Raw genomic sequence first — 20,929 nt, 5'->3', positions numbered from 1 at the left:
CCCATGCCCGAAGCCTCCTCGTTCTCGCTCGACTCGGTCTCGGTGCTCCTGGTCTGGACGGCCATCGCGGTCTACGCACTGGCCTTCATCGCGTACGCCGTCGACCTCGCCCGCCGCGGTGCGGTCGCCGTCGACTCGAGGGATGCCGCAGCCCGCAGCGTGCGCGAGCGTCAGCTCGTCGCCGCCGGCGGCGCCGGTGCGGACCGCTCGGGTCCCGTCCAGCGGCTCCGCGATCAGGAGGTCGCGTCGGAGGCGGCGCTCAACGCCCCCGTCGGCCGCCGCCAGCGCCTCGTGTGGGCGCGCATCGGCACCTCCCTGACCGTGCTCGGCTTCCTGTTCCACCTCGGCGGAGACGTCACCCGCGGGATCGCGGCGGGCCGCGTGCCGTGGTCGAACATGTACGAGTTCGCCCTCACCGGCACGCTCCTCATCGTCGCGGTGTACCTCGGGGTGCTGTTCCGCTACGACCTGCGGTTCCTCGGGACGTTCATCACGGGCCTCACGGTCGTTCTGCTGGGCGGCACGGCGATCTGGTTCTACACCGACATCGTCCCGCTCATGGATCCGCTGAAGTCGGTGTGGCTCGTCATCCACGTCTTCGTCGCGTCGCTGGCCACAGCGCTGTTCGCCCTCGCCTTCGGGCTCTCGGTGCTGCAGCTCATGCAGGGTCGCCGCGAGCGCAAGGTGGCTGCCGCCGGCCGTGCGGCGCGCGACGGCGCCGGCGAGAGCGGGACGGTCAAGACCGGCCCCGGGTTCCTCCGCACGCTTCCGAGCGCCGACGCCCTGGAGTCGCTGGCGTACCGGTTCGCGATCCTCGGCTTCATCTTCTGGACGTTCACCCTGATCGCCGGCTCCATCTGGGCCAACGACGCGTGGGGCCGCTACTGGGGCTTCGACACCAAGGAAGTGTGGACCTTCGTCATCTGGGTGCTGTACGCCGGCTACATCCACGCCCGAGCGACGCGCGGCTGGCGCGGGGCGCGCTCCGCGTGGCTGTCGATCATCGGCTTCACGGCCGTGATCTTCAACTTCACCATCGTGAACATGTTCTTCAAGGGCCTCCACGCCTATTCCGGCCTGAGCTGACTCCCTGATCGTGCCCCTCGCCTCCCGGCGTCTTGATGTCAACCCGGCTGGCTCCGCGCAGCAGGTCGGCGACAGTGGCAGGAGCGCGGGCCCGAGGACCCGCCCGGCGAATCGGCGCTGACGCACCCCTGACATGACGAAGGCACGCGACCTTGGGGTCGCGGGCCTTCGTGCGCGCGGGTCAGGCCGCGGCGGGCACGGCCTTGAGCAGATCCTGCGCCGAGGTGCTGCGGCGGCGAGCGACGACGAGGATCGTCGCCCCCAGCCCGAGCAGCGTCCACACGACCAGCCCGACGATCGCCGCGCCCAGCCCCGACGCCGACGTGAGCGCCGCGACCATGCCCTGGTACGCGGGCGTCGTGGGCATCAGCGCGGCGACGCCGGCGAGGACGCCGGGCACCGTGGAGACCACTCCGGTCGCGATCGCCAACGTGCCCACGAGCGCCGAGACCCACCGGCCGGCACCGCCGAACACCGCAACCAAGCCCTGGTTCACCGCGGCGAACGCGATGCCCGCGACGACGCAGACCAGCGTGAAGACCGTCCACTCCGCCCACGAGTACGACGCCGCGAGCTGGACCACGCCGCCGACGAGGAATCCCTGCAGCGCGCCGATGCCGGCGGCCGGTGCGAACGAGCGCAGCGCCAGCAGCGCCGACGGCGCCCGCGAGGTCAGTGCGCGGCGTGACACCGCCTGCAGTGCGATGAACGTGCCCAGGCCGCCGAACCACAGCGCCAGCGTCGCCAGCAGCGGAACGGCCGACGCGCCGAACAGCGAGGTGCCCACACCTTCCGCCTCGACCGGGTCAGCCACGACAGAGGCGAGATCCGTCGCCTCGGCATCGCTGTAGGTGGGGATGGAATCGGATGCCGTCGCCAGCCCGCTCGCGAGCTCTCCGGTGCCGTCCGCGAGCTGAGCCACGCCGTCGGCGAGGCTGGTGGCGCCGTCGGCTGCCTGGTCGGCGCCGGAGGCGAGCTGCGACGCGCCGGCGGCGAGTCCGTTCGCGCCGGTCTGGATGCCGACGGCGCCGCTCGCGAGCTCACCCGCGCCGGCGGCGGACTGGTCGATGCCGCCCGCGAGCTGCGAGAGGCCGCCGCTCAGTGTGGACACGTTCGCGGCGATCTCGCGGAACTGGGCGGCGAACTCGGTGGTGGCGCCGGTGTCGAAGGCGCGCAGCCCGCCCGCCGTCCCCTGGGCCGCCTGCTCGGCACCTTCGGCGGTCTTCTGCGTGATCGTCGCCTGGGTGACGAGGTCCACGCAGAGCTGCGGGTCGCTGCTGACGGCGAAGCACCTGTTCGCGAGTTCGAGCGTCTTCGCGGCGGCCGCCTCCGTGTCGCCGGCGAGCGTCGCGGTCATGTCGGCTCCCGCGTACAGCTCGTCGGGGACGAGCCCGGTCTGCTCGAGCTCGGTCGCGCCGCCGGTCACGCCGTCGGCGAGCTGCTGCGCGCCGCCCGCGGCATCGCGCGTCTTGCCCGCGATGGTCGAGAGGCCGGACTGCAGCGAGCTCGCGCCCCCCGCGAGCTGACCGGCGCCGCCGGCGAGCTGCGTCGCACCGTCCGAGAGCTGTGCGGTGCCGTCGGCGAGCGCCGTGATCCCGCCCGGCAGCTCGGCGGCGCCGTCCGCGGCCTGCGTGGCGCCGTCGGCGAGCTGTGTCGCGCCGTCCGCCGCGCTGCCGAGCTGCTCGCCGAGCGTGGTGAATCCGAGGAACACGTTCTCGAGGTACACGGTCGACAGCTGCGCGCCCATCGTGCCCGCGGCGGCGGTGGCGACCTGCGCCGTGATGGCGTCGTCCACGATCAGGCTGTCCGGCGGCGTCGTCACCTCGATCGTGGCCCGCTCGGGCGTCTCGCCGGGCTGCGTCGACGTCGCCGCGGCGGAGAAGTTCTCGGGGATGGTGATGACGGCGGCGTAGGTGCCGTCGGCGAGCCCTTCCTCGGCATCCTCGGCGTTGGAGATCCTCCAGGTGAGGTTGCTGTCGAGCTCGTCCGAGCCCTCGACGAGCCCGGCAGTCAGCTGGCGGCCGAGCGGCACCATCTGTCCGTCGATCGTGACCGGCTCGTCCTCGTTCACGACGGCCGCGGTGAGGGCGTCGAGGCGCTCGACCGGGTTGTAGAGGGCTGCGACGAGGATGCCGCCGATGACGACGGGGAGCAGCAGCACGCCGATGAGCGTCAGCCAGGTGACGGGCCGGCGCGTGCGGGAGCGTTCGATGGGAAGCGTCATGCGTTCACCTCTGCGGAGCGAGTGGTCTGTGTGCTGCCCGCCCGCAGCGCGATCGCTGCGACGTCGGGCCGGTGCGCGTCCGCGAGGAGCGCGAGTGCGGCGCTCTCGGTGCGCGCGGTCAGGACGAGGGTGAGGCGGGCGTCATCGAGAAGCGACTGCGTCGCGTCGCGCAGGAGCGCCGCGGCCTGGTCGCGCTCGGCGGCGTCCAGGGTGTCGACCCCGTCGATGACGACGAGGCTCGCCCTGCCGGCGAGAGCGCGTCGCAGCGCGGGCACGCGCTCGTCGCCGTCGCCGAGGAGGGCGAGGCCCACGTGCGCGCGCACCCATGCCGCGCGCTCGGGCAGCAGGTGTCCCGCGACACGGAGGCGCCCGTCGGTGGGGGCCAAGCGGCCGGCGATCGTGAGGGCGAACGCGCGCGCGGCGCGCGGGTCGCCGGTGGCGATCAGGGTACCGCCGGGCTCCACGCGGAACGCGGCATCCTCGAACAGGACCACCTCGCCGGCCGTTCCACCCGCGTCGGCACGGACGCCGACGGACTCGCCGACGACGACCGCCGTCGTGTGGGGCTCCGGCCACGACGCGAGCGCGAGCTCCCGCTCGACGGCCTCGCCCTCGATGTCGAAGTGGGGGAGGATCCGCTCGAGCCACCGTGGCATCCACCACGCGTTGTCGCCCAGCAGCGTCATCACCGCCGGCACGAGCGTCATGCGCACGAGGAAGGCGTCGACGGCGATGCCGACCGCCAGCCCCAACGCGATCGGCTTGATCGACGAGTCGCCCTCGGGCACGAAGGCCGCGAACACGGCGAACATGATGATCGCCGCGGCGGTGACGACGCGGGCCGAGGCCGTGAAGCCGGACCGCACGGCCCCGATGGCGATGTCGCGACGGCTGTGCGAGGCGTGACCGCCGGCGCCGCGGCGTGCGTGCACGTAGTCCTCGCGCATGCGGCTGACCAGGAACACCTGGTAGTCCATCGCCAGGCCGAACAGCACGCCCATCAGGATGATCGGCATGAAGCTGATGACCGGGCCCGTGCGGGTGACGTGCAGGAGGTCGGCGCCCCAGCCCCACTCGAACACGGCGGCGACGACCCCGAACGACGCGGCGACCGACAGCAGGTAGCCCAGCGCCGCCTTGATCGGCACCCAGATCGACCGGAACACGATCATCAGCAGCACCAGCGACAGGCCGACGACGAAGACGCCGAACGGCAGCAGGGCGGCGCCCAGGCGATCGGAGATGTCGATGCCCACGGCGGTGAAGCCGGTCACGAGGAGGTCGACGCCGTATTCGTCCTCGAGCTCTGGAGCGAGGTCGCGCAGCGCGCGGACGAGGTCGGCGGTCGCGGGGTCGTCGGGCGCCGTCTCGGGCACGATCTGGATGAGCCCGGTGTCGGCCGTCTCGTTCGGCGTCGCCAGCGCGACCTCCTCGACGCCGGGGACCTGCTCGATCTCGGCGGCCAGGTCCTCCATGAGTCCGAGCGGGTCGGTCGAGGTCACGATCGTGCCCGTCATGATGAGGGGACCGTTCGCACCGGGGCCGAAGTGCTCGGCCGTGAGGTCGTACGCCTGCCGCGCCTGGCTCGACTCCGGCTGCACGCCGGCATTGGGCAGCGCGAGGCCGAGGCTCGCGGCGGGGATCGCCATGATCCCGAGGGTCACCACGACGGCGATCGTCGTGATCAGCGGGTGCGTGGTCACCAGCATCACCCAGCGATTGGGCTTCTTCACGGCCACCGCGGGGGACGCGGGCGAGGCGCCGTCTGCCTGGCGCCCCGGAGCCTGCGCCGCTTCGTCGGCGGCAGGGGTGGCGGCGGCGCCGACCGGCCGTGAGCGGCCGGGGAGCGGCATCCCCCGGCGCTTCCGGCCGTGCCCCCAGCCGGCCACTCGGCTCTTGGCGAAGCCGAGCAGTGCGGGGGTCAGCGTGATCGCGACGACCACCGCGATGGCGACGGCGACGGCGGCCGCGACGCCCATGGTCGTGAGGAACGGGATGCCGGCGAAGCCGAGGCCGATGAGAGCGATCAGCACGGTCACGCCGGCGAAGACGACCGCCGAGCCCGCCGTACCGGTCGCGCGGGCCGCCGACTCCTCCGGCTCGATGCCGGCGCGCACCTGGTCCTGGTGCCTGGCCACGATGAACAGCGCGTAGTCGATGCCGACCGCCAGACCCAGCATGATGGCGAGCATCGGGGTGGTCGACGAGATCGACGCGAACGCCGTCGACACGTAGATGAGCGCGATCGCGAGGCCGACGCCGATCAGCGCCGACACCAGCGGGAACCACGCCACCGCGAACGAGCGGAACGTCACGATCAGCACGAACAGCGCGATGAGCACGCCGACGGCCTCGATGAGCGAGAGCGCGGGGACCGAGGTCGAGAACAGGTCGCCGCCCATCGCGACCTGCGAGCCCTCCGGCAGCGCCGAGCGCAGATCGTCGGCGACGTCCTCCAGGCCGGCCTTCGTCTCGTCCGAGACGTCGGTGGCCTGGCCGTCGAACTGCAGGCGGATGATCGCGGCCGACTCGTCGTCCGACACCATCCCGGTGACCATCTCGTCGAACGGGTCGGTGACGGCGATCACGCCGTCGAGGTCCTCCAGGTGCGCGACGGTGTCGTCGATCGCCGCGGCGTACGGCTCCTGATCGACCCGGTCACCGTCTGCGGCGACGATCACCAGCTGCGCGCTGGTGCCGCTGGCCTGCGGGAAGCTGCGATCGAGCAGCTGGATGCCCTCCTGCGCCTCGGTGCCGGGGATCGAGAAGGAGTTGTCGGTCCCCTTCATGAACACCAGTGCGCCGCCGCCGGCCAGTGCCAGCAGCAGCACCCACGAGACGAGCACGCGCCACGGGTGGCGGTATGCCCAGCGTCCGAGCGCATAGAGAAGAGTCGACACAGCGCCTCCGGTTCACGGGTGGGAAGATCGGGATCTGTCGATACAGCGCTGTATCGGATACATGAGTGTATCGTAAGGCGGGTTGCGCGCCCGAAGCTGAACAGTCCGTGTGAGACTGGTGAAAGAGGAGAGGACCGATGAGCGACACCCCCGTGGTCGAGGCGTCCGGCACCTCGAAGAGGCGTGAGGCGACGCGGCAGAAGCTGCTGGATGCCGCCGCCGAGGTGTTCGCCGAGCTCGGCCTGGACGCGGCATCCGTCGAAGCCATCTGCGAGCGCGCCGGCTTCACCCGCGGCGCCTTCTACTCGAACTTCGAGACGAAGGACGAGCTGATGCTCGCCCTCACCGAGCGCGTCGCCGGCGAGAAGATCGATGCCGTGGCCGAGCGCGTCACCGAGCTGCAGTCCCGCGGGGAGAACCTCGAGGCCGGCGCGCTGGTGCGCCAGCTGCTGGACGTGGCGTTCGACCGCAAGCAGGGCATCCTGCTGACCAGCGAGATCCGCACCCGCGCCATGCGCGACCCGCGGCTGGCCGAGACCTACGTGGCCTGGCAGCAGGGCATGGCAGAGCGCGTCGGCTCGTTCATCGAGAGCCTCGCCCAGTCGTACGGGTTCCGGCTGCGGCTCCCGGCCGCCGAGTTCGCGGGCCTCATCATGCAGACCTGGGAGGACGCGTCGGCGTACGCCGTCATGACCGGCCTCGACGCCGCCGAGACGCACCGGCTCGTGAACGACCGCACCGCGGGGCTCGCGACCGCGCTGGTCGATCCGGCCTGACCGCGGTCAGGCCGCTGCGGCGAGGATCGCGTGGCACCGCGCGAGGCGGTCGAGCCACCACTGCGTGCGGTCGGCGGATGCCGCGTGCGCGGCCAGCAGCGACGGGTCGGGCCTCACGCGGCCGACGTGCAGAACCCCGTCGCGCGGGGTGAGCGGCGGGTCGGCGATGTCGGCCGCCAAGAGCGACGCCGTGCCGAGCCCGCAGTCGTACTCGAGGTCGGGGAGCGCCGCCGCGAGGGCGACGCCCATCGACAGGCCCACCGACGTGTCGAGGGCGCTCGACACGACCGCCGGCAGCCCCGCCTCGGCGACGATCTCGAGCGCGCGCCGCACGCCGCCGAGCGGCTGCGCCTTGATCACGAGGAGGTCCGCGGCGCCCGCGCGGGCGACCGCGAGCGGGTCGGCCGCCTTGCGCACGCTCTCGTCGGCGGCGATCGGGATGCCCATGTACTTCACGCGCCGGCGCAGCTCCGCGAGCTCGTCGACGGTCGCGCAGGGCTGCTCGGCGTACTCGAGGTCGAACTCGGCGAGCGCATGGAGGGCACGCTCGGCCTCGTCGACGTTCCAGGCGCCGTTGGCGTCGATCCGCACGCGGCCCTCCGGCCCCATCTCCTCGCGCACGGCGCGCACGCGGGCGACGTCGTCGGCCAGGCGCTGGCCGGGCTCGGCGACCTTGACCTTCGCGGTCCGGCAGCCGTCGAACCGTGCGAGAACGGCGGGGACGGATGCCGCGTCCACCGCCGGCACCGTCGCATTCACGCCGACGGAATCCCGGCGGGCTTGCGGTCGTGGCATCCAGGCATCCTCGATCGCGGCGGCGAGCCACGTCGCGGCCTCGTCGTCGCCGTACTCGAGGAAGGGTGAGAACTCGCTCCAGCCCTCGGGCCCCTCGAAGACGAGGGCCTCCCGCACGTCGACGCCGCGGAACCGCGTCACGAGCGGCAGGGCCACGACGCGGGCGCCGGCGATGATCTCGGAGAGCGGGGGGAGGGGTGCGGGAGTGCTCACGCCCCCATCCTGCCCGTTCTCCTCGTCCGCGCGCGGGGCAGTCCCGTCAGAACAATGTGCGGTTGACGATACTGTGTGACACACAGTATCGTGTCGGGTATGAGCGAATCCGAGGTCCTCGAGACCCATCTGCAGGAGCTGCGGCGCGGCACAGTCGTGCTCGCGTGCCTTCGGCTCCTCGAGCAGCCGGGCTACGGCTACGGGCTCCTCGAGCAGCTCGGCGAGCGCGGGTTCGCCACCGACACCAACACGCTGTACCCGCTGCTTCGGCGGCTCGAGAAGCAGGGGTACCTCACGAGCGAGTGGAACACCGACGAGGCCCGGCCCCGCAAGTTCTACCGCACCAGCGCCACCGGCTCCCGGCTGGCGGCGGCCCTCATCGACGACTTCCACGCGATCGCCGCCGCGATCGACGCACTCCCCGAGGAGCACTGACATGCACACCACCCCCGTCACCCTCACCGACCGCTACGTCGACGCCGCCATGCGCACGGTGCCCGAGGGCCAGCGCGCCGACCTCGCCGCCGAGCTGCGGGCATCGATCGACGACCAGGTCGAGGCGCGCGTGGAGCAGGGGGAGCCCCGCCCGGACGCCGAGCGCGCGGTGCTCGTCGAGCTCGGCGACCCCGACAAGCTCGCCGCGCAGTACACCGACCGGCCGCTGTGGCTGGTGGGTCCGCGGTACTACCTCACGTGGTGGCGCCTCACGAAGCTGCTGTGGGCGATCGTTCCGGTGTGCGCTGCCTTCGGCGTGGCGCTGGGCCAGACGCTGTCGGGGGCGGAGTTCGGCGAGATCATCGGCTCGGTGGTCAGCGTCGTGCTCAGCGTGATGGTCCACATCGGCTTCTGGACGACGCTGGTCTTCTTCATCGTCGAGCGGTCCACCCACAGCGCCGACGTCGGGCTCGTGAGCCGCTGGACGCCCGACGACCTGCCCGAGCCCCGGGAGCGGGGCACCGGTCTCAGCGACCTGGTGGCATCGCTGGTGTTCCTCGCGATCGCTGCCGGCGCGATCCTGTGGGACCACTTCGTCGGGTTCGTGTACACGCCCGAGACCGGGTGGATGTCGTTCCTCGCCCCGAGCCTGTGGCCCTGGTGGATCGGCGGCCTCTTCGCGGTCATGGTGCTCGAGGCGCTCCTGGCGATCTCGGTGTACGCCAAGGGCCGGTGGGACATCGGGTCGGCGACGGTGAACCTGTTCCTCAACCTCACCGTGGCAGGCGGCGCGCTGTGGCTGCTGTCGCAGCAGCAGCTGGTCAACCCGGAGTTTCTCGACGCGGTGATCCCTTCCGATTCCTCCGGCACCGTCACGACCGTCGTCACGACCGGGTTCGCGTTCGGCGTCGTCGCGATCGCCGCGTGGGACAGCATCGACTCCTTCCTCAAGGCGGCGCGGGCACGGCGCTGAGGAGCCGCCGGAACGGGGACCGCCCCCTCGCGGCGGCCCTAGTCTTTTTCCCATGCCCCTCCTCGATACTCCTGTGCGCCTCGGCGTGCAGCTGCAGCCCCAGCACGCCCCGTACTCCGCGTTCCGCGACGCCGTCCTGCGTCTGGAGGAGATGGGGGTGGACATCCTGTTCAACTGGGACCACTTCTTCCCGCTGTCGGGGGACCCCGACGGCCTGCACTTCGAGTCCTGGACCATGCTCGCCGCGTGGGCCGAGCAGACGGAGCGCGTCGAGTTCGGCGCCCTGGTGAACTGCAACAGCTACCGCAACCCCGACCTACAGGCCGACATGGCCCGCACGGTCGACCACATCTCGGCCAAGGACGGCGTGGGCCGCTTCATCTTCGCGACGGGATCGGGCTGGTTCGCCCGCGACCACGAGGAGTACGGCTACGAGTTCGGCACCGCCGGCTCGCGTCTGGACGACCTCGCGGCGGGCCTGGAGCGTATCGAGGCGCGCTGGCAGAAGCTGAACCCGGCGCCCACGCGAGAGATCCCGGTCATGATCGGCGGCAAGGGCGAGCAGAAGACGCTGCGCCTGGTCGCCCGTCACGCCGACATCTGGCACAGCTTCGTGCGCCCCGACGAGCTGCCGCGCAAGCTCGAGGTCATCGAGCGGTGGGCCGAGCGCGAGCAGCGCGACACGTCGGATCTCGTGATCTCGAACGAGCTGCACCAGCGCGGCGAGGGATTCGCCGACGAGCTCCACGCCGCCGGGGTGCGCCTCTTCACGCTCGCGTTCCACGGCCCGGACTGGGACTACGACCTGGTGAAGCGCTGGCTGCGCTGGCGCGACGCCAAGAACGGCTGACCTCCTTCCCGCCGAGAAACCGTGATCTCGCCGAGCGACCACGTTCCGGGCGACGACGACGTGGTCTCTCGACGAGAACGCGCGATATCGGCGGGGACGGATGCCGCGCACCGACCGCGCTCGCCGCGTCGCGGCATCCGTCATGAACCGCAGTCGCACGAGGCGCCGCGGCTAAGATCGCGGGGGTGACCGCCGCACCGTCTGCCCCGCGCTTCGCCCTCGACATCGAGGGCGTGCCCAGGCCCGAGCGGTCGCAGCAGCTGCTGGACGGCGTGCGGGAGCGGGTCGTCATCGCCGACGGGGCGATGGGCACGATGCTGCAGCGGTACGACCTGTCGATCGAGGGCGACTTCGCAGGGCTCGAGGGCTGCAACGAGATCCTCAACGTCACCCGGCCCGACGTCGTCGCGGCCATCCACGACGCGTACCTCGAGGTGGGGGTCGACGCCGTCGAGACGAACACGTTCGGCGCGAACTGGTCGAACCTCGGCGACTACGGCATCGACGACCGCATCGCCGAGCTCGCCGAGCGGGGGGCGCGCATCGCGCGCGAGCGGGTCGAGGCGGCGGAGGCCGCCGACGGGCGGGTGCGGTGGGTGCTCGGGTCGATGGGACCCGGCACCAAGCTCCCGAGCCTCGGCCACACCTCCTACGACAACCTCAAGCAGACGTTCGCGCTGCAGGCGGAGGGACTCATCGACGGCGGCGCAGACGCCTTCCTCGTCGAGACGAGCCAGGACCTGCTGCAGACCAAGGCCGCCATCAACGGCTGCCGTCAGGCGATCGTGAGCCGCGGCATCCGACTGCCGATCTTCGTCGAGGTGACCGTCGAGACCACCGGCACCATGCTCATGGGGTCCGAGATCGGGGCGGCGCTGACGGCCATCGAGCCGCTGGGCGTCGACGCCATCGGCCTCAACTGCGCCACCGGCCCGACCGAGATGAGCGAGCATCTGCGGCACCTGTCGAAGCACGCGACGGTGCCGGTCGCGTGCATGCCGAACGCGGGGCTTCCCGTGCTCGGCGCGAACGGCGCGCACTACCCGCTCACGCCGGCCGAGCTCGCGACGGCGCACGAGCAGTTCGTGCGCGAGTTCGGGCTGGGCCTCGTCGGCGGATGCTGCGGCACGACGCCCGAGCATCTCGCCGCGGTCGTCGAGCGCCTGCGCCCGCTGCGCGGCGCGGGGGAGCGGCATCCCGCGATCGAGCCGGGTGTCGCGTCGCTGTACCAGCATGTGTCGTTCCAGCAGGATGCCTCGTACCTCGCCATCGGCGAGCGCACCAACGCGAACGGCTCCAAGGCGTTCCGCGAGGCGATGCTCGAGGAGCGGTGGGACGACTGCGTCGAGATCGCCCGCGAGCAGATCCGCGTCGGCGCGCACCTGCTCGACGTCTGCACCGACTACGTCGGACGCGACGGAGCCGCCGACATGCGCGAGGTCGTGTCGCGCCTGGCGAGCGCCTCGACCCTGCCGCTCGTCGTCGACTCCACCGAGCCCGCCGTCATCGCCGCGGGACTCGAGCTCATCGGCGGCCGCCCCGTCGTGAACTCGGTGAACTACGAGGACGGCGACGGCCCCACGTCACGCTTCGGCCGCATCATGCCGCTCGTGAAGGAGCACGGCGCCGCCGTCGTCGCCCTCACGATCGACGAGCACGGCCAGGCCCGCACGACCGAGGGCAAGGTGGCGATCGCGTCGCGCCTCGTCGACGAGCTGGTCGGCGAGTGGGGCATGCGGGTGAGCGACATCATCGTCGACTGCCTGACGTTCCCGATCGCCACCGGCCAGGAGGAGACGCGCCGCGACGCGATCGAGACCATCGAGGCGATCCGGCAGATCTCCGCGAAGTACCCGGGCATCAACACGACCCTCGGCGTCTCGAACGTGTCGTTCGGCCTCAACCCGGCCGCGCGCAGCGTGCTCAACTCCGCGTTCCTGCACGAGGCGGTGGAGGCCGGCCTCACGTCGGGCATCATCGACGCGGCGAAGATCGTGCCGCTGGCGTCGATCTCGGAGGAGCAGCGCAAGGTCGCCCTCGACCTGGTCTGGGACCGACGCGAGCACGACGCCGACGGCAACGTCACGTACGACCCGCTCGCGCGCATGCTCGACCTCTTCGCCGGCGTCGACACGGCGGCCCTGCGCAACCAGCGGGCCGCCGAACTCGCGGCGCTGCCCGTCGGCGAGCGGCTCGAGCGTCGCATCATCGACGGCGAGGGCAAGGGGCTCGAGGCCGACCTCGACCTCGCCCGCGAGGGCGGGCTGGCTCCGCTGCAGATCATCAACGACCACCTGCTCGAGGGCATGAAGGTCGTCGGCGAGCGATTCGGCGCCGGCGAGATGCAGCTGCCCTTCGTGCTGCAGTCGGCCGAGGTCATGAAGACGGCCGTGGCGCTGCTCGAGCCGCACATGGAGAAGACGGATGCCTCGGGCAAGGGCCGCATCGTCCTGGCGACGGTCCGCGGCGACGTGCACGACATCGGCAAGAACCTCGTCGACATCATCCTCACCAACAACGGGTACGACGTGATCAACCTCGGCATCAAGCAGCCGATCGCCGACATCATCGCCGCCGCCGAGGAGCACGACGCCGACGTCATCGGCATGTCGGGCCTGCTCGTGAAGTCCACCGTCGTGATGAAGGAGAACCTCGAGGAGCTGCAGTCCCGCGGCCTCGCGAAGAAGTGGCCGGTGATCCTCGGCGGCGCCGCATTGACGCGCGCCTACGTCGAGGACGACCTCGCGTCGCTGTTCGACGGCGAGGTGCGCTACGCCCGCGACGCGTTCGAGGGACTCGCCCTCATGGAGCCGCTCGTGAGGATCGCGCGCGGCGCCGACCCGGCCACGGTCGGGCTGCCGGCGCTGAAGAAGCGACGACACGCCGCCGGGTCCAAGCTCACCCTCACGGAGCCCGAGGCCATGCCGACGCGCTCGGACGTGGCATCCGACAATCCCGTCCCCGCGCCGCCGTTCTGGGGCACGCGCATCGTCCGCGGCATCGCCCTGCAGGACTACGCCGCGTTCCTCGACGAGCGCGCGACGTTCATGGGCCAGTGGGGCCTCAAGCCCGGCCGCGGCGAGGACGGCGCCTCGTACGAGCAGCTCGTCGACACCGAGGGCCGCCCGCGCCTGCGGTACTGGCTCGACCGCATCCTCGCAGAGGGCATGCTCGACGCGTCGGTCGCCTACGGATACTTCCCCGTCGTGTCGGACGGCAACGACGTCGTGGTGCTGCATCACGGCGACGACCCGTCCGGCGTGCTCGGCGTGCCCGGCCTGCTCGCGCCCGACGGAGGTTCGGGCGGCGAGCTCGGCTCCGACCGGCTGCGCTTCCACTTCCCCCGCCAGCGCCGCGACCGCCACCTGTGCCTGGCCGACTTCGTGCGATCGCGCGAATCGGGCGCGTTCGACGTGATGCCGGTACAGCTGGTGACGGCCGGCGCCAACATCGACTCCGTGACCGCCAAGCTCTTCGCCGAGGACAAGTATCGCGACTACTACGAGCTCAACGGCCTCGTGATGCAGCTGACCGAAGCGCTCGCCGAGTTCTGGCACGCCCGCATCCGCTCCGAGCTCGGCTTCTCGCACGAGGATCCGGCCGAGACGGCCGGGCTGTTCAAGCTCGAGTACCGCGGTGCGCGCTTCTCCCTCGGCTACCCCGCGTGCCCCGACATGGAGGACCGCCGCAAGGTCGTCGAGCTCCTGCGCCCCGAGCGCATGGGCGTCGAGCTCAGCGAGGAGCTGCAGCTGCACCCCGAGCAGTCCACCGACGCCTTCGTCTTCCACCACCCCGAGGCGAAGTACTTCTCGGTCTGACCCGAGACGCGAAGGAGAGCGGATGCCGCGGCCCGCAGCATCCGTCGCGTCATTCCGTCGTGAGCTGGACCGTGATGCCCGGGGGTGGCGTGATGTGCACCCACGCCGCTTCACGATAGGGCAGGGGCGCGCTCTCGCGGTACGCGAGTGGCGGGTGTCCGCGACGCGAGCGGCTTGGTGCGGCGCAAGGCGGCGAGGATCGGTCGCCCCACGACGACCAGCCCGACGGCCGTCGTGATCGCGCGGAGCGTGTCCCAGCTGAGGGTCGAGGTGACGAGCGAGTACACGAGGAAGCTGGCGAGGTTCACGTCCAGTGGCGCCTCGCCGTCGTAGGAGATGCCGGTGCCGTACCCGACGGCGAAGGGCCAGAACCACAGGTTCATCAGCAGGCCGAACACGTAGGAGGCCACCACGCCGTAGACGCAGAGCATCGCGATCTCCGCGGAGCCCGGATGCTGGATCGAGCGCCGGGGCCCGCGCCGTGTCGAGGTCGACCGTCGGGGGAGGAGCCCCGCGACCGCACCGACCCACGCGCACGCGAACAGCTGGAAGGGCGTCCACGGGCCGAAGGTCCCCGTGATCAGCGTCGACAGGGCGATCGTCGCCATGCCGAGGAGCATCCCGAACCGTGCGCCGTAGGCGCGGCCCGCGAGGATCAGCAGGATGAACACCGCCTCAACTCCGCCGACGCCGGTGCCCGCGATGCGCACGGCCGCGCCGATCGCGGCGAGCGTGCCGAGGAGAGCGAGCAGATGCGCCGATCGCACCGTGCCGTCGAGCGTCGCCACGACGACCAGCGCGGCCAGCGGCACGAGCGCGAGCGCCGCGACCGGCACGGCGGCGTGCGCCTGCTCGGGCACCGCGGTGGCGACGAGCGGCCAGCAGAACGCGCCGAGGGCGACGAGGTTCGCCGCCGCGAGCGCGATCAGCGGCAGCCGACGGAGCCCGCTGTGCTGCCGGGGGAGGGGCCGAAGGGGGACGGATGCCGCAGCCCCGCGCGGTGCCGTCGGCGGCGTTCCGGCGGTGGCCGGGGTCGTAGGGGGCGCGCTCGTGTCGCCGGTCCGCGCGGGAGTGGCGCGGTAGGCGTCCGGTGTCGTCGCGGCTTCCTGATCCGGCATCGCGTCGGCCTCTGTTGCGAGCCCGGACGCCTTCTCGAAGGCGGCGTCCGGTGACGCGTCCATGGCGTGCGAGGCAGGCTCCGACGTCGGTGCGGTCGCCGCGTCGATGTGCTCGCCGGCGAGGACGCCCGCGCGCATCGCGAGGGTGCGGTCGGCGCGCGCGGTGAAGCCCGGCTCGTGCGATGCGACGAGCACGGCGGCGCCCGCGGCGGCGACCGATGCGAGGGCGGCCCACACCATCTCGCGCGCGGCGGGGTCGAGTCCCCGGGTCGGCTCGTCGACCATGAGCACGAGGGGCCGGGCGGCGAGCTGGATGGCCAGCGCCAGGCAGCGCCGCTCTCCGGCGGAGAGGTCGCGCGGATGCCGAGCGAGTCGCGCCGCGAACTCGGCGTCGCGGGGCTCGAGGCCGAGGAAGCCGGCGAACCTGTCGGCAGTCGACGAGCCGCCGTGGCCGACGAGAACAGGAGATCTGCCGGACAGAGGATCGATGGGACCGATGGCGTCCTCGTTCCGGCGGCTCTCCTCGTTCCGGCCGGCGGACAGGCGGCGCGTGTGCCGGCGCGGATCCCGCGAAGCGTGGGGCGCCCTCTTCACGGCGCGGCGGTCGGCGCGCACGCATTCGGCGAGGACGGAATCGCTGACGAAGAGGTCGTCGGAGGCATCCGGAACGAGCGCCACGCGGCCGCGCGTCGAGACATGGTCCCCGCGCTCGGGGAGTGCGAGCGCGGCGAGCAGGCTCGACTTGCCGGCGCCGTTGGGTCCGACGAGCGCGACGATCTCGCCGGGGTAGAGGTCGAGATCCGCCCCCGTCACGGCGATCGCGTCGCGGTGGCGCACGGTGATGCCTCGCGCGCGCAACACCGGCTCCTGCCCGGCGCAACCCAGGGTCGCCGGCGCTTCCTCGGGTTCGGGGCGCACTCCGTACGTTCGGGGCGCATCCGGTGCGCCCCGAACGCCTATGGAGCGCCCCGAACCCGACGTCGGCGGCGCAGAGGCCGACCCGGCCGATGCCGGCCCCACCGGATGGACGTCGTGGTCGACCCGGTCGACATGCCCGTCGAGCCGCTCGATCCCGCCCCGTTCGCCCTCGGCGCCGTCGACTCGCTCGACAGCCCCGTCGCCCCGCTCTACCTCGCCTCGCCCGACCGGCTCGACCTCGCCCTTCCGCACGCGCAGTACCAGATCGGCGATCCCCGACAGGGACTCGACGCGGTGCTCGGCGACGACCACGCTCATGCCGGCGTCGTGCGCGAGCGCGTCGAGCAGCCGGGCGATCCGCCGGCGGGCGTCGGCGTCGAGATCGGCGAGGGGTTCGTCGACGAGGAGCAGGATCGGGTGCTCCACGATCGCGGCCGCGATCGCGACGAGCGTCGCCTCACCCGCCGAGAGTCCGCGGGTGGGGCGGTCGAGCAGGCTCGCGACCCCGACCCGTTCGGCGACCTCGGCCACGCGCGCGGCGGCGATCACGGGCGCCACGCCGCGCAGCTCGAGCGAGAGGCCGATCTCGTCGCGAACGAGCTCGGTCGCGAACGCCTCGCGCGGATGCTGCAGAACCACGCCCACGCGCTGCGCGAGGTCGCGCGGCGGCACCGGGACACGTTCGTGCCCGACGACGCCCAGCGACCCGGAGATCCAGCCGCCGTCGGTGTGCGAGTGCAGGCCGGCGATCGCTCGCAGCAGCGTGGTCTTGCCCGAGCCTGTCGGTCCCGCCAGGAGCGTGAGGGTGCCGGCTTCGAGGACGAGTTCGGTCGGAAGACGGATGCCGCGGCCCCAGGCTGCGCCCACGCGGCCCGAGCCTGCGCGCGACGCGCCGGCCGCGTAGCCAGGGGCCGTGGCCGGCTCGCCGAATCCGATCTCGACGTCGTGCGCCTCGACGGGGGCGAGGCAGTCGCCGTCGAGTCCGCGCCCCGCGAAGCCGCGCAGTTCGAGCGCGGCCGCGACGCTTCCGGCCCGCTCGAGCGTGCGCTCGAGGAGGGGAAGCAGCATCCGTGCACCCCCGCGCTCGCCGCGGAGACGCTGGGCGAACCCCACCGCTCGGGCGCCGTCCGCGAGCGACGGCAGCGTGGCCCCCGCGATCGCGAGGGCGCGGGCGATGCCCCGCAGCGGGCCGCGACGCGAGAGGCGCGCGAACACGCGGGTGAGGTCGACGACGGCGTTCAGGACGCCGAAGGCGAGGATCGCCAGCGCGATCGGAAGCGCGCCGGCGGCGGCATCCCACAGCCCGTCCGCCGTCACCGGGCCGAGCAGCACGACGTGCGCGAACGGCGCGGGCAGCCGGATCTCGGGCAGGGCCAGCAGCACGACGCCGTCGCCGTCGGCGCCGTGGAACAGCACGCGGTACACCACCCGGGCCGCCACGAACACGGCGGCGAGGGCCGCCGCCGCCCGCAGGGGACCGGGCCGGAAGGTCATGTCACGTCGCCGGAGCGGCCGGCTCGCCGTTCACCGTGAAGAGGAGTGCGACCGATTCGCCGGGCTCGAGCTGCAGCGTCGAGAGGCCCTCCTGCGCGTAGCCCCACTCGTCGCCCGAGGGCTTGACCCACAGCGCCCAGTACGCGAACGCCGCGGGCATCGACGCGCAGGTCTCGAAGTACTCGGAGCCGTCCTCCGCGGTGAGCGCGGTGCTCTCGGCGGGAACGCCGTTGACACGGCACACGACCTGGTCGCCGTACTCCTCGGTGCCCTCGGTCTCGACCCCCACGAGCGTGAGCGCATCGGCCGCGGCGAGCGTCTCGTCGGTGCCGACGCACCAGGTCTTGCTGTCGCCGTCCTCCAGCGACGAGGCGTCGACGACGACCGTCACGCCCGCGTCCTCGGCGCAGGCCTCGTCGAGCACGGCCACCGTCTTGGTCTCCGTGGGCGTCGGGGCCTGCTCGGGGGCGGGCGATGCGCAGGCGGCGAGGGCGAACAGGAGGGCGGCGGATGCTGCGGCAGCTGCCGCAGCACGAAGAGTCGAGGTCACCGATCCAGGCTAGGCCGCGGCGCGGATGCCCGACGGCAGATGACGCCCGGTTGCGGCCCGCCGTAGGCTGGCCGGGTGAGCGTTTCGCAACTGTTCGACGAAGACGAGTGGATGCCGGCGCCCGGCGCCCCCGAGGGCGGCTACACCGACATCACCTCCCACGTCTCGAAGGACGGCCGGATCGCCCGGATCGCGTTCGACCGGCCCGAGGTGCGCAACGCGTTCCGCCCGCACACCGTCGACGAGCTGTACCGCGCGCTGGACCTCGCCCGCCACGACCCGCGCATCGGCGTCGTGCTGCTCACGGGCAACGGCCCCAGTCCCAAGGACGGCGGCTGGGCGTTCTGCTCGGGCGGCGACCAGCGCATCCGCGGCCGCGACGGCTACAAGTACGAGACGCCCGCCGAGGCCGGCGAAGCGGCCGGACCCTCGACAGGCTCGGGGACCGGGGGCGGCTCGGCGAGCATCGACTCCGCACGGGCCGGACGCCTGCACATCCTCGAGGTGCAGCGGCTCATCCGCTTCATGCCGAAGGTGGTCGTCGCCGTGATCCCCGGGTGGGCTGCGGGCGGCGGTCATTCCCTGCACGTCGTGTGCGACCTGTCGATCGCGTCGGCCGAGCACGGCCGGTTCAAGCAGACCGACGCCGACGTCGGGTCGTTCGACGCCGGCTACGGCTCGGCGTACTTCGCGCGGCAGATCGGGCAGAAGTTCGCCCGGGAGGTGTTCTTCCTCGCCGAGGAGTACTCGGCGCAGCGCGCGTACGAGATGGGCGCCGTCAACCGCGTCGTGTCGCACGACGATCTCGAGCGCGAGGCCGTCGCGATGGCGCGGACGATCCTCACGAAGTCGCCGACGGCCATCCGCATGCTCAAGTTCGCGTTCAACGCCGTCGACGACGGCATGGTGGGCCAGCAGGTGTTCGCCGGCGAGGCGACCCGCCTGGCGTACGGCACCGACGAGGCGGTGGAGGGGCGCGACGCGTTCCTGCAGAAGCGCGACCCGGACTGGTCGCCTTACCCCTGGCACTTCTGAGCGCGGCGATGACCGGAACTCCTCAGCATCGCCCCGAGCGGGGCCGGACCCGCGCGGCGTCGGCCCCGTCGGGCTCGCGCGTGAGGAGTTGCTGCACGCCATGAAGCTGGTACCCGTCCTCGGTGACGATCCGCGCGAGATCCTGCGGGGCCTGCGCGGTGCCCTCCACGGCGCGGGTCCCGCGCTGGGGCTGGGACTCGTGAGCGGTCTTCCGGGCGAGGTCAGACCGGGGACCGCCGTTGTGGTGACCACGTCCGGCTCCACCGGCGTGCCCAAGAGCGTGGTGCTCAGCCGCGATGCCCTCACGGCGAGCGCGCTCGCGACGGCCGACCGCATCGGCGACGGCGCGTGGCTGCTGGCGCTGCCTGCGGGATACGTCGCGGGGCTGCAGGTGCTGGTGCGGTCGCTGGTCGCCGATCGAGAGCCGGCGATCCTGTCGGGCGCGTTCACACCGCAGGCGTTCGCGGCAACGGCGCTCATGATGGTGTCGACCGATCGGGGCGAACGAGTCCCCACTTACACGTCCCTCGTGCCGGCGCAGTTGTCCAAGCTGCTCGACGCCGCCGAGCACGACCCCGCGGTGCTCGCCGCGCTGCGCTCGTTCGAGACCATCCTCATCGGAGGCCAGGCGCTGCCGGCCGCGACCCTCGAACGCGCCGACGCGATCGGGGCACGCATCGTGCGCACCTACGGGTCCACCGAGACCAGCGGCGGCTGCGTCTACGACGGCGTGCCGCTGCGCGGCGTCGGCCTGCGGATCGAGCGCGGCGAGGTCCAGGTGTCAGGCCCCACGCTCGCCGACGGCTACCTCGGTGCGCAGGAGCTGACGGCCGCGGCCTTCCTCCGCGAACGCGACGGCACCCGGTGGTACCGCACCGGCGACGCCGGGCTGCTCGAGGACGGCGTGCTGCGCGTGCGCGGCCGCATCGACAACGTCATCGTGTCCGGCGGCGTCAACGTGTCGCTCGACCGCGTGGAGCGGATCGTCCGCGGAATCCCGGGCCTTGCCGGTGCGGTCGTGGTCGGGGTTCCGGACGACCGCTGGGGCGAGGCATCCGTCGTCGTGGCCTCGCGCGGCGAGGCGCTCCGTCGCAGCGAAGCCGTTCAGCTCGAGGAGGCCCGCGCCGCGGTGCAGGCCGAGATCGGCCCGCACGCTCGGCCGTCGCGCCTCGTGCTGGTCGACGAGCTGGCCCTGCTGCCGTCGGGCAAGCCCGACCGCGAGGCCATCCGGCGCGCCGTCCTCGCGCTGCACTGACGGCCGACCGGCCGCCCGTCACGACCGGGTGGCGCCGGGCCCGGCCGACGGCGGGTAGGGGCCGGTCTGCACGACGCAGAACCGGTTGCCCTCGGTGTCTTCGAGGACGATCCAGTCCGCGTCCTCCGGGTAGTCGTCCCAGTCGACCTCGCGCGCCCCGAGGCCGACCAGCCGCTCGACCTCCGCCGCCTGATCCTCGGCGTACAGGTCGAGGTGGATGCGCGGGGGATAGTGCTGTGGGTAGCCCGTCACCGACAGCGCGAGACTCGCCCCCGGTGCCGCCCAGTGCTCCTTGCCGGGCGGGTCGAGCACCACCCAGTCGTCGCTCGGCTCCCGGCGGTTCACGTATCCGAGCGCGGCCCGCCAGAAGTCGCCCGCGCGTCCGATGTCCTCCACGGTCAGGACGGTCGATCCGATGCTCAGCATGGCCCCATCCTGCGTGCTGCGCCGCGCCCATGCGAGGGGGTGGCGCACAGGGGCCCGGGCCGG

The 20,929-nt window shown here is 72.5% G+C and carries 14 protein-coding genes; 8 read left to right on the top strand and 6 right to left on the bottom strand.

Features of this window, described 5'->3' with window-relative positions:
* The first annotated feature begins 3 nt into the window (after window positions 1–3).
* Window positions 4–1,086, top strand: a complete 1,083-nt coding sequence (gene ccsB, locus ACFRAL_RS13070; RefSeq protein ID WP_336394776.1) for a c-type cytochrome biogenesis protein CcsB — start codon at window positions 4–6, stop codon at window positions 1,084–1,086.
* 181 nt (window positions 1,087–1,267) lie between these two features.
* Here ccsB and ACFRAL_RS13065 read toward each other — a convergent pair whose 3' ends face one another.
* Both ACFRAL_RS13065 and ACFRAL_RS13060 read right to left on the bottom strand, forming a co-directional pair.
* Window positions 1,268–3,310, bottom strand: coding sequence for a YhgE/Pip family protein (locus ACFRAL_RS13065; RefSeq protein ID WP_378883563.1), 2,043 nt, complete (start codon window positions 3,308–3,310; stop codon window positions 1,268–1,270).
* Window positions 3,307–6,210 carry an MMPL family transporter gene (locus ACFRAL_RS13060; protein WP_378883559.1) on the bottom strand — a complete coding sequence of 968 codons (2,904 nt, stop codon included), beginning with the start codon at window positions 6,208–6,210 and terminating at the stop codon, window positions 3,307–3,309. Before ACFRAL_RS13060 ends, ACFRAL_RS13065 begins: the two co-directional genes overlap by 4 nt.
* Before the next feature lie 137 nt (window positions 6,211–6,347).
* On the opposite strand from ACFRAL_RS13060, the gene ACFRAL_RS13055 reads away from it, so the two are divergent.
* Window positions 6,348–6,986, top strand: coding sequence for a TetR/AcrR family transcriptional regulator (locus tag ACFRAL_RS13055; protein ID WP_378883556.1), 639 nt, complete (start codon window positions 6,348–6,350; stop codon window positions 6,984–6,986).
* A 6-nt stretch (window positions 6,987–6,992) separates the two neighbouring features.
* Here the strand turns inward: ACFRAL_RS13055 and ACFRAL_RS13050 are convergent, their stop codons facing one another.
* Window positions 6,993–7,994 carry an o-succinylbenzoate synthase gene (locus ACFRAL_RS13050; protein ID WP_378883553.1) on the bottom strand — a complete coding sequence of 334 codons (1,002 nt, stop codon included), beginning with the start codon at window positions 7,992–7,994 and terminating at the stop codon, window positions 6,993–6,995.
* A gap of 99 nt (window positions 7,995–8,093) precedes the next feature.
* On the opposite strand from ACFRAL_RS13050, the gene ACFRAL_RS13045 reads away from it, so the two are divergent.
* The 4 genes from ACFRAL_RS13045 (at window position 8,094) to metH (ending at window position 14,070) form a co-directional block, all read left to right on the top strand.
* The gene (locus ACFRAL_RS13045; RefSeq protein ID WP_336394781.1) at window positions 8,094–8,429 is read left to right on the top strand and encodes a PadR family transcriptional regulator; all 336 of its coding nucleotides are present in this window, start codon (window positions 8,094–8,096) and stop codon (window positions 8,427–8,429) included.
* A 1-nt stretch (window position 8,430) separates the two neighbouring features.
* A complete protein-coding gene (locus ACFRAL_RS13040) occupies window positions 8,431–9,402 on the top strand; it encodes a permease prefix domain 1-containing protein (RefSeq protein WP_378883550.1) in 972 nt (323 codons plus the stop codon).
* A 52-nt stretch (window positions 9,403–9,454) separates the two neighbouring features.
* A complete protein-coding gene (locus tag ACFRAL_RS13035) occupies window positions 9,455–10,252 on the top strand; it encodes an LLM class F420-dependent oxidoreductase (RefSeq protein WP_378883547.1) in 798 nt (265 codons plus the stop codon).
* A 185-nt stretch (window positions 10,253–10,437) separates the two neighbouring features.
* A complete protein-coding gene (metH, locus tag ACFRAL_RS13030; RefSeq protein WP_378883544.1) occupies window positions 10,438–14,070 on the top strand; it encodes a methionine synthase in 3,633 nt (1,210 codons plus the stop codon).
* A gap of 110 nt (window positions 14,071–14,180) precedes the next feature.
* Here the strand turns inward: metH and ACFRAL_RS13025 are convergent, their stop codons facing one another.
* Together ACFRAL_RS13025 and ACFRAL_RS13020 are read right to left on the bottom strand one after the other, a co-directional pair.
* Entirely contained in the window at window positions 14,181–17,600 is a 3,420-nt protein-coding gene (locus tag ACFRAL_RS13025; RefSeq protein ID WP_378883541.1) for an ATP-binding cassette domain-containing protein, read from the bottom strand.
* A gap of 1 nt (window position 17,601) precedes the next feature.
* Window positions 17,602–18,150, bottom strand: a complete 549-nt coding sequence (locus ACFRAL_RS13020; RefSeq protein ID WP_378883539.1) for a hypothetical protein — start codon at window positions 18,148–18,150, stop codon at window positions 17,602–17,604.
* A gap of 111 nt (window positions 18,151–18,261) precedes the next feature.
* Here ACFRAL_RS13020 and ACFRAL_RS13015 point away from each other — a divergent pair, with 111 nt between their 5' ends.
* Together ACFRAL_RS13015 and ACFRAL_RS13010 are read left to right on the top strand one after the other, a co-directional pair.
* Window positions 18,262–19,185, top strand: coding sequence for a 1,4-dihydroxy-2-naphthoyl-CoA synthase (locus tag ACFRAL_RS13015; protein WP_378883841.1), 924 nt, complete (start codon window positions 18,262–18,264; stop codon window positions 19,183–19,185).
* A gap of 100 nt (window positions 19,186–19,285) precedes the next feature.
* Complete coding sequence (locus ACFRAL_RS13010; protein WP_378883536.1) at window positions 19,286–20,440, top strand: AMP-binding protein; 1,155 nt, start codon at window positions 19,286–19,288, stop codon at window positions 20,438–20,440.
* Window positions 20,441–20,458: 18 nt separating this feature from the next.
* On the opposite strand, the gene ACFRAL_RS13005 is transcribed toward ACFRAL_RS13010, so the two are convergent.
* The gene (locus tag ACFRAL_RS13005) at window positions 20,459–20,866 is read right to left on the bottom strand and encodes a VOC family protein (RefSeq protein WP_378883533.1); all 408 of its coding nucleotides are present in this window, start codon (window positions 20,864–20,866) and stop codon (window positions 20,459–20,461) included.
* Window positions 20,867–20,929 lie beyond the last annotated feature (63 nt).

This window comes from Microbacterium sp. NPDC056736, from assembly GCF_042790415.1.
GTDB lineage: Bacteria > Actinomycetota > Actinomycetes > Actinomycetales > Microbacteriaceae > Microbacterium.
This window is presented reverse-complemented; position numbering and strand designations above follow the sequence as displayed.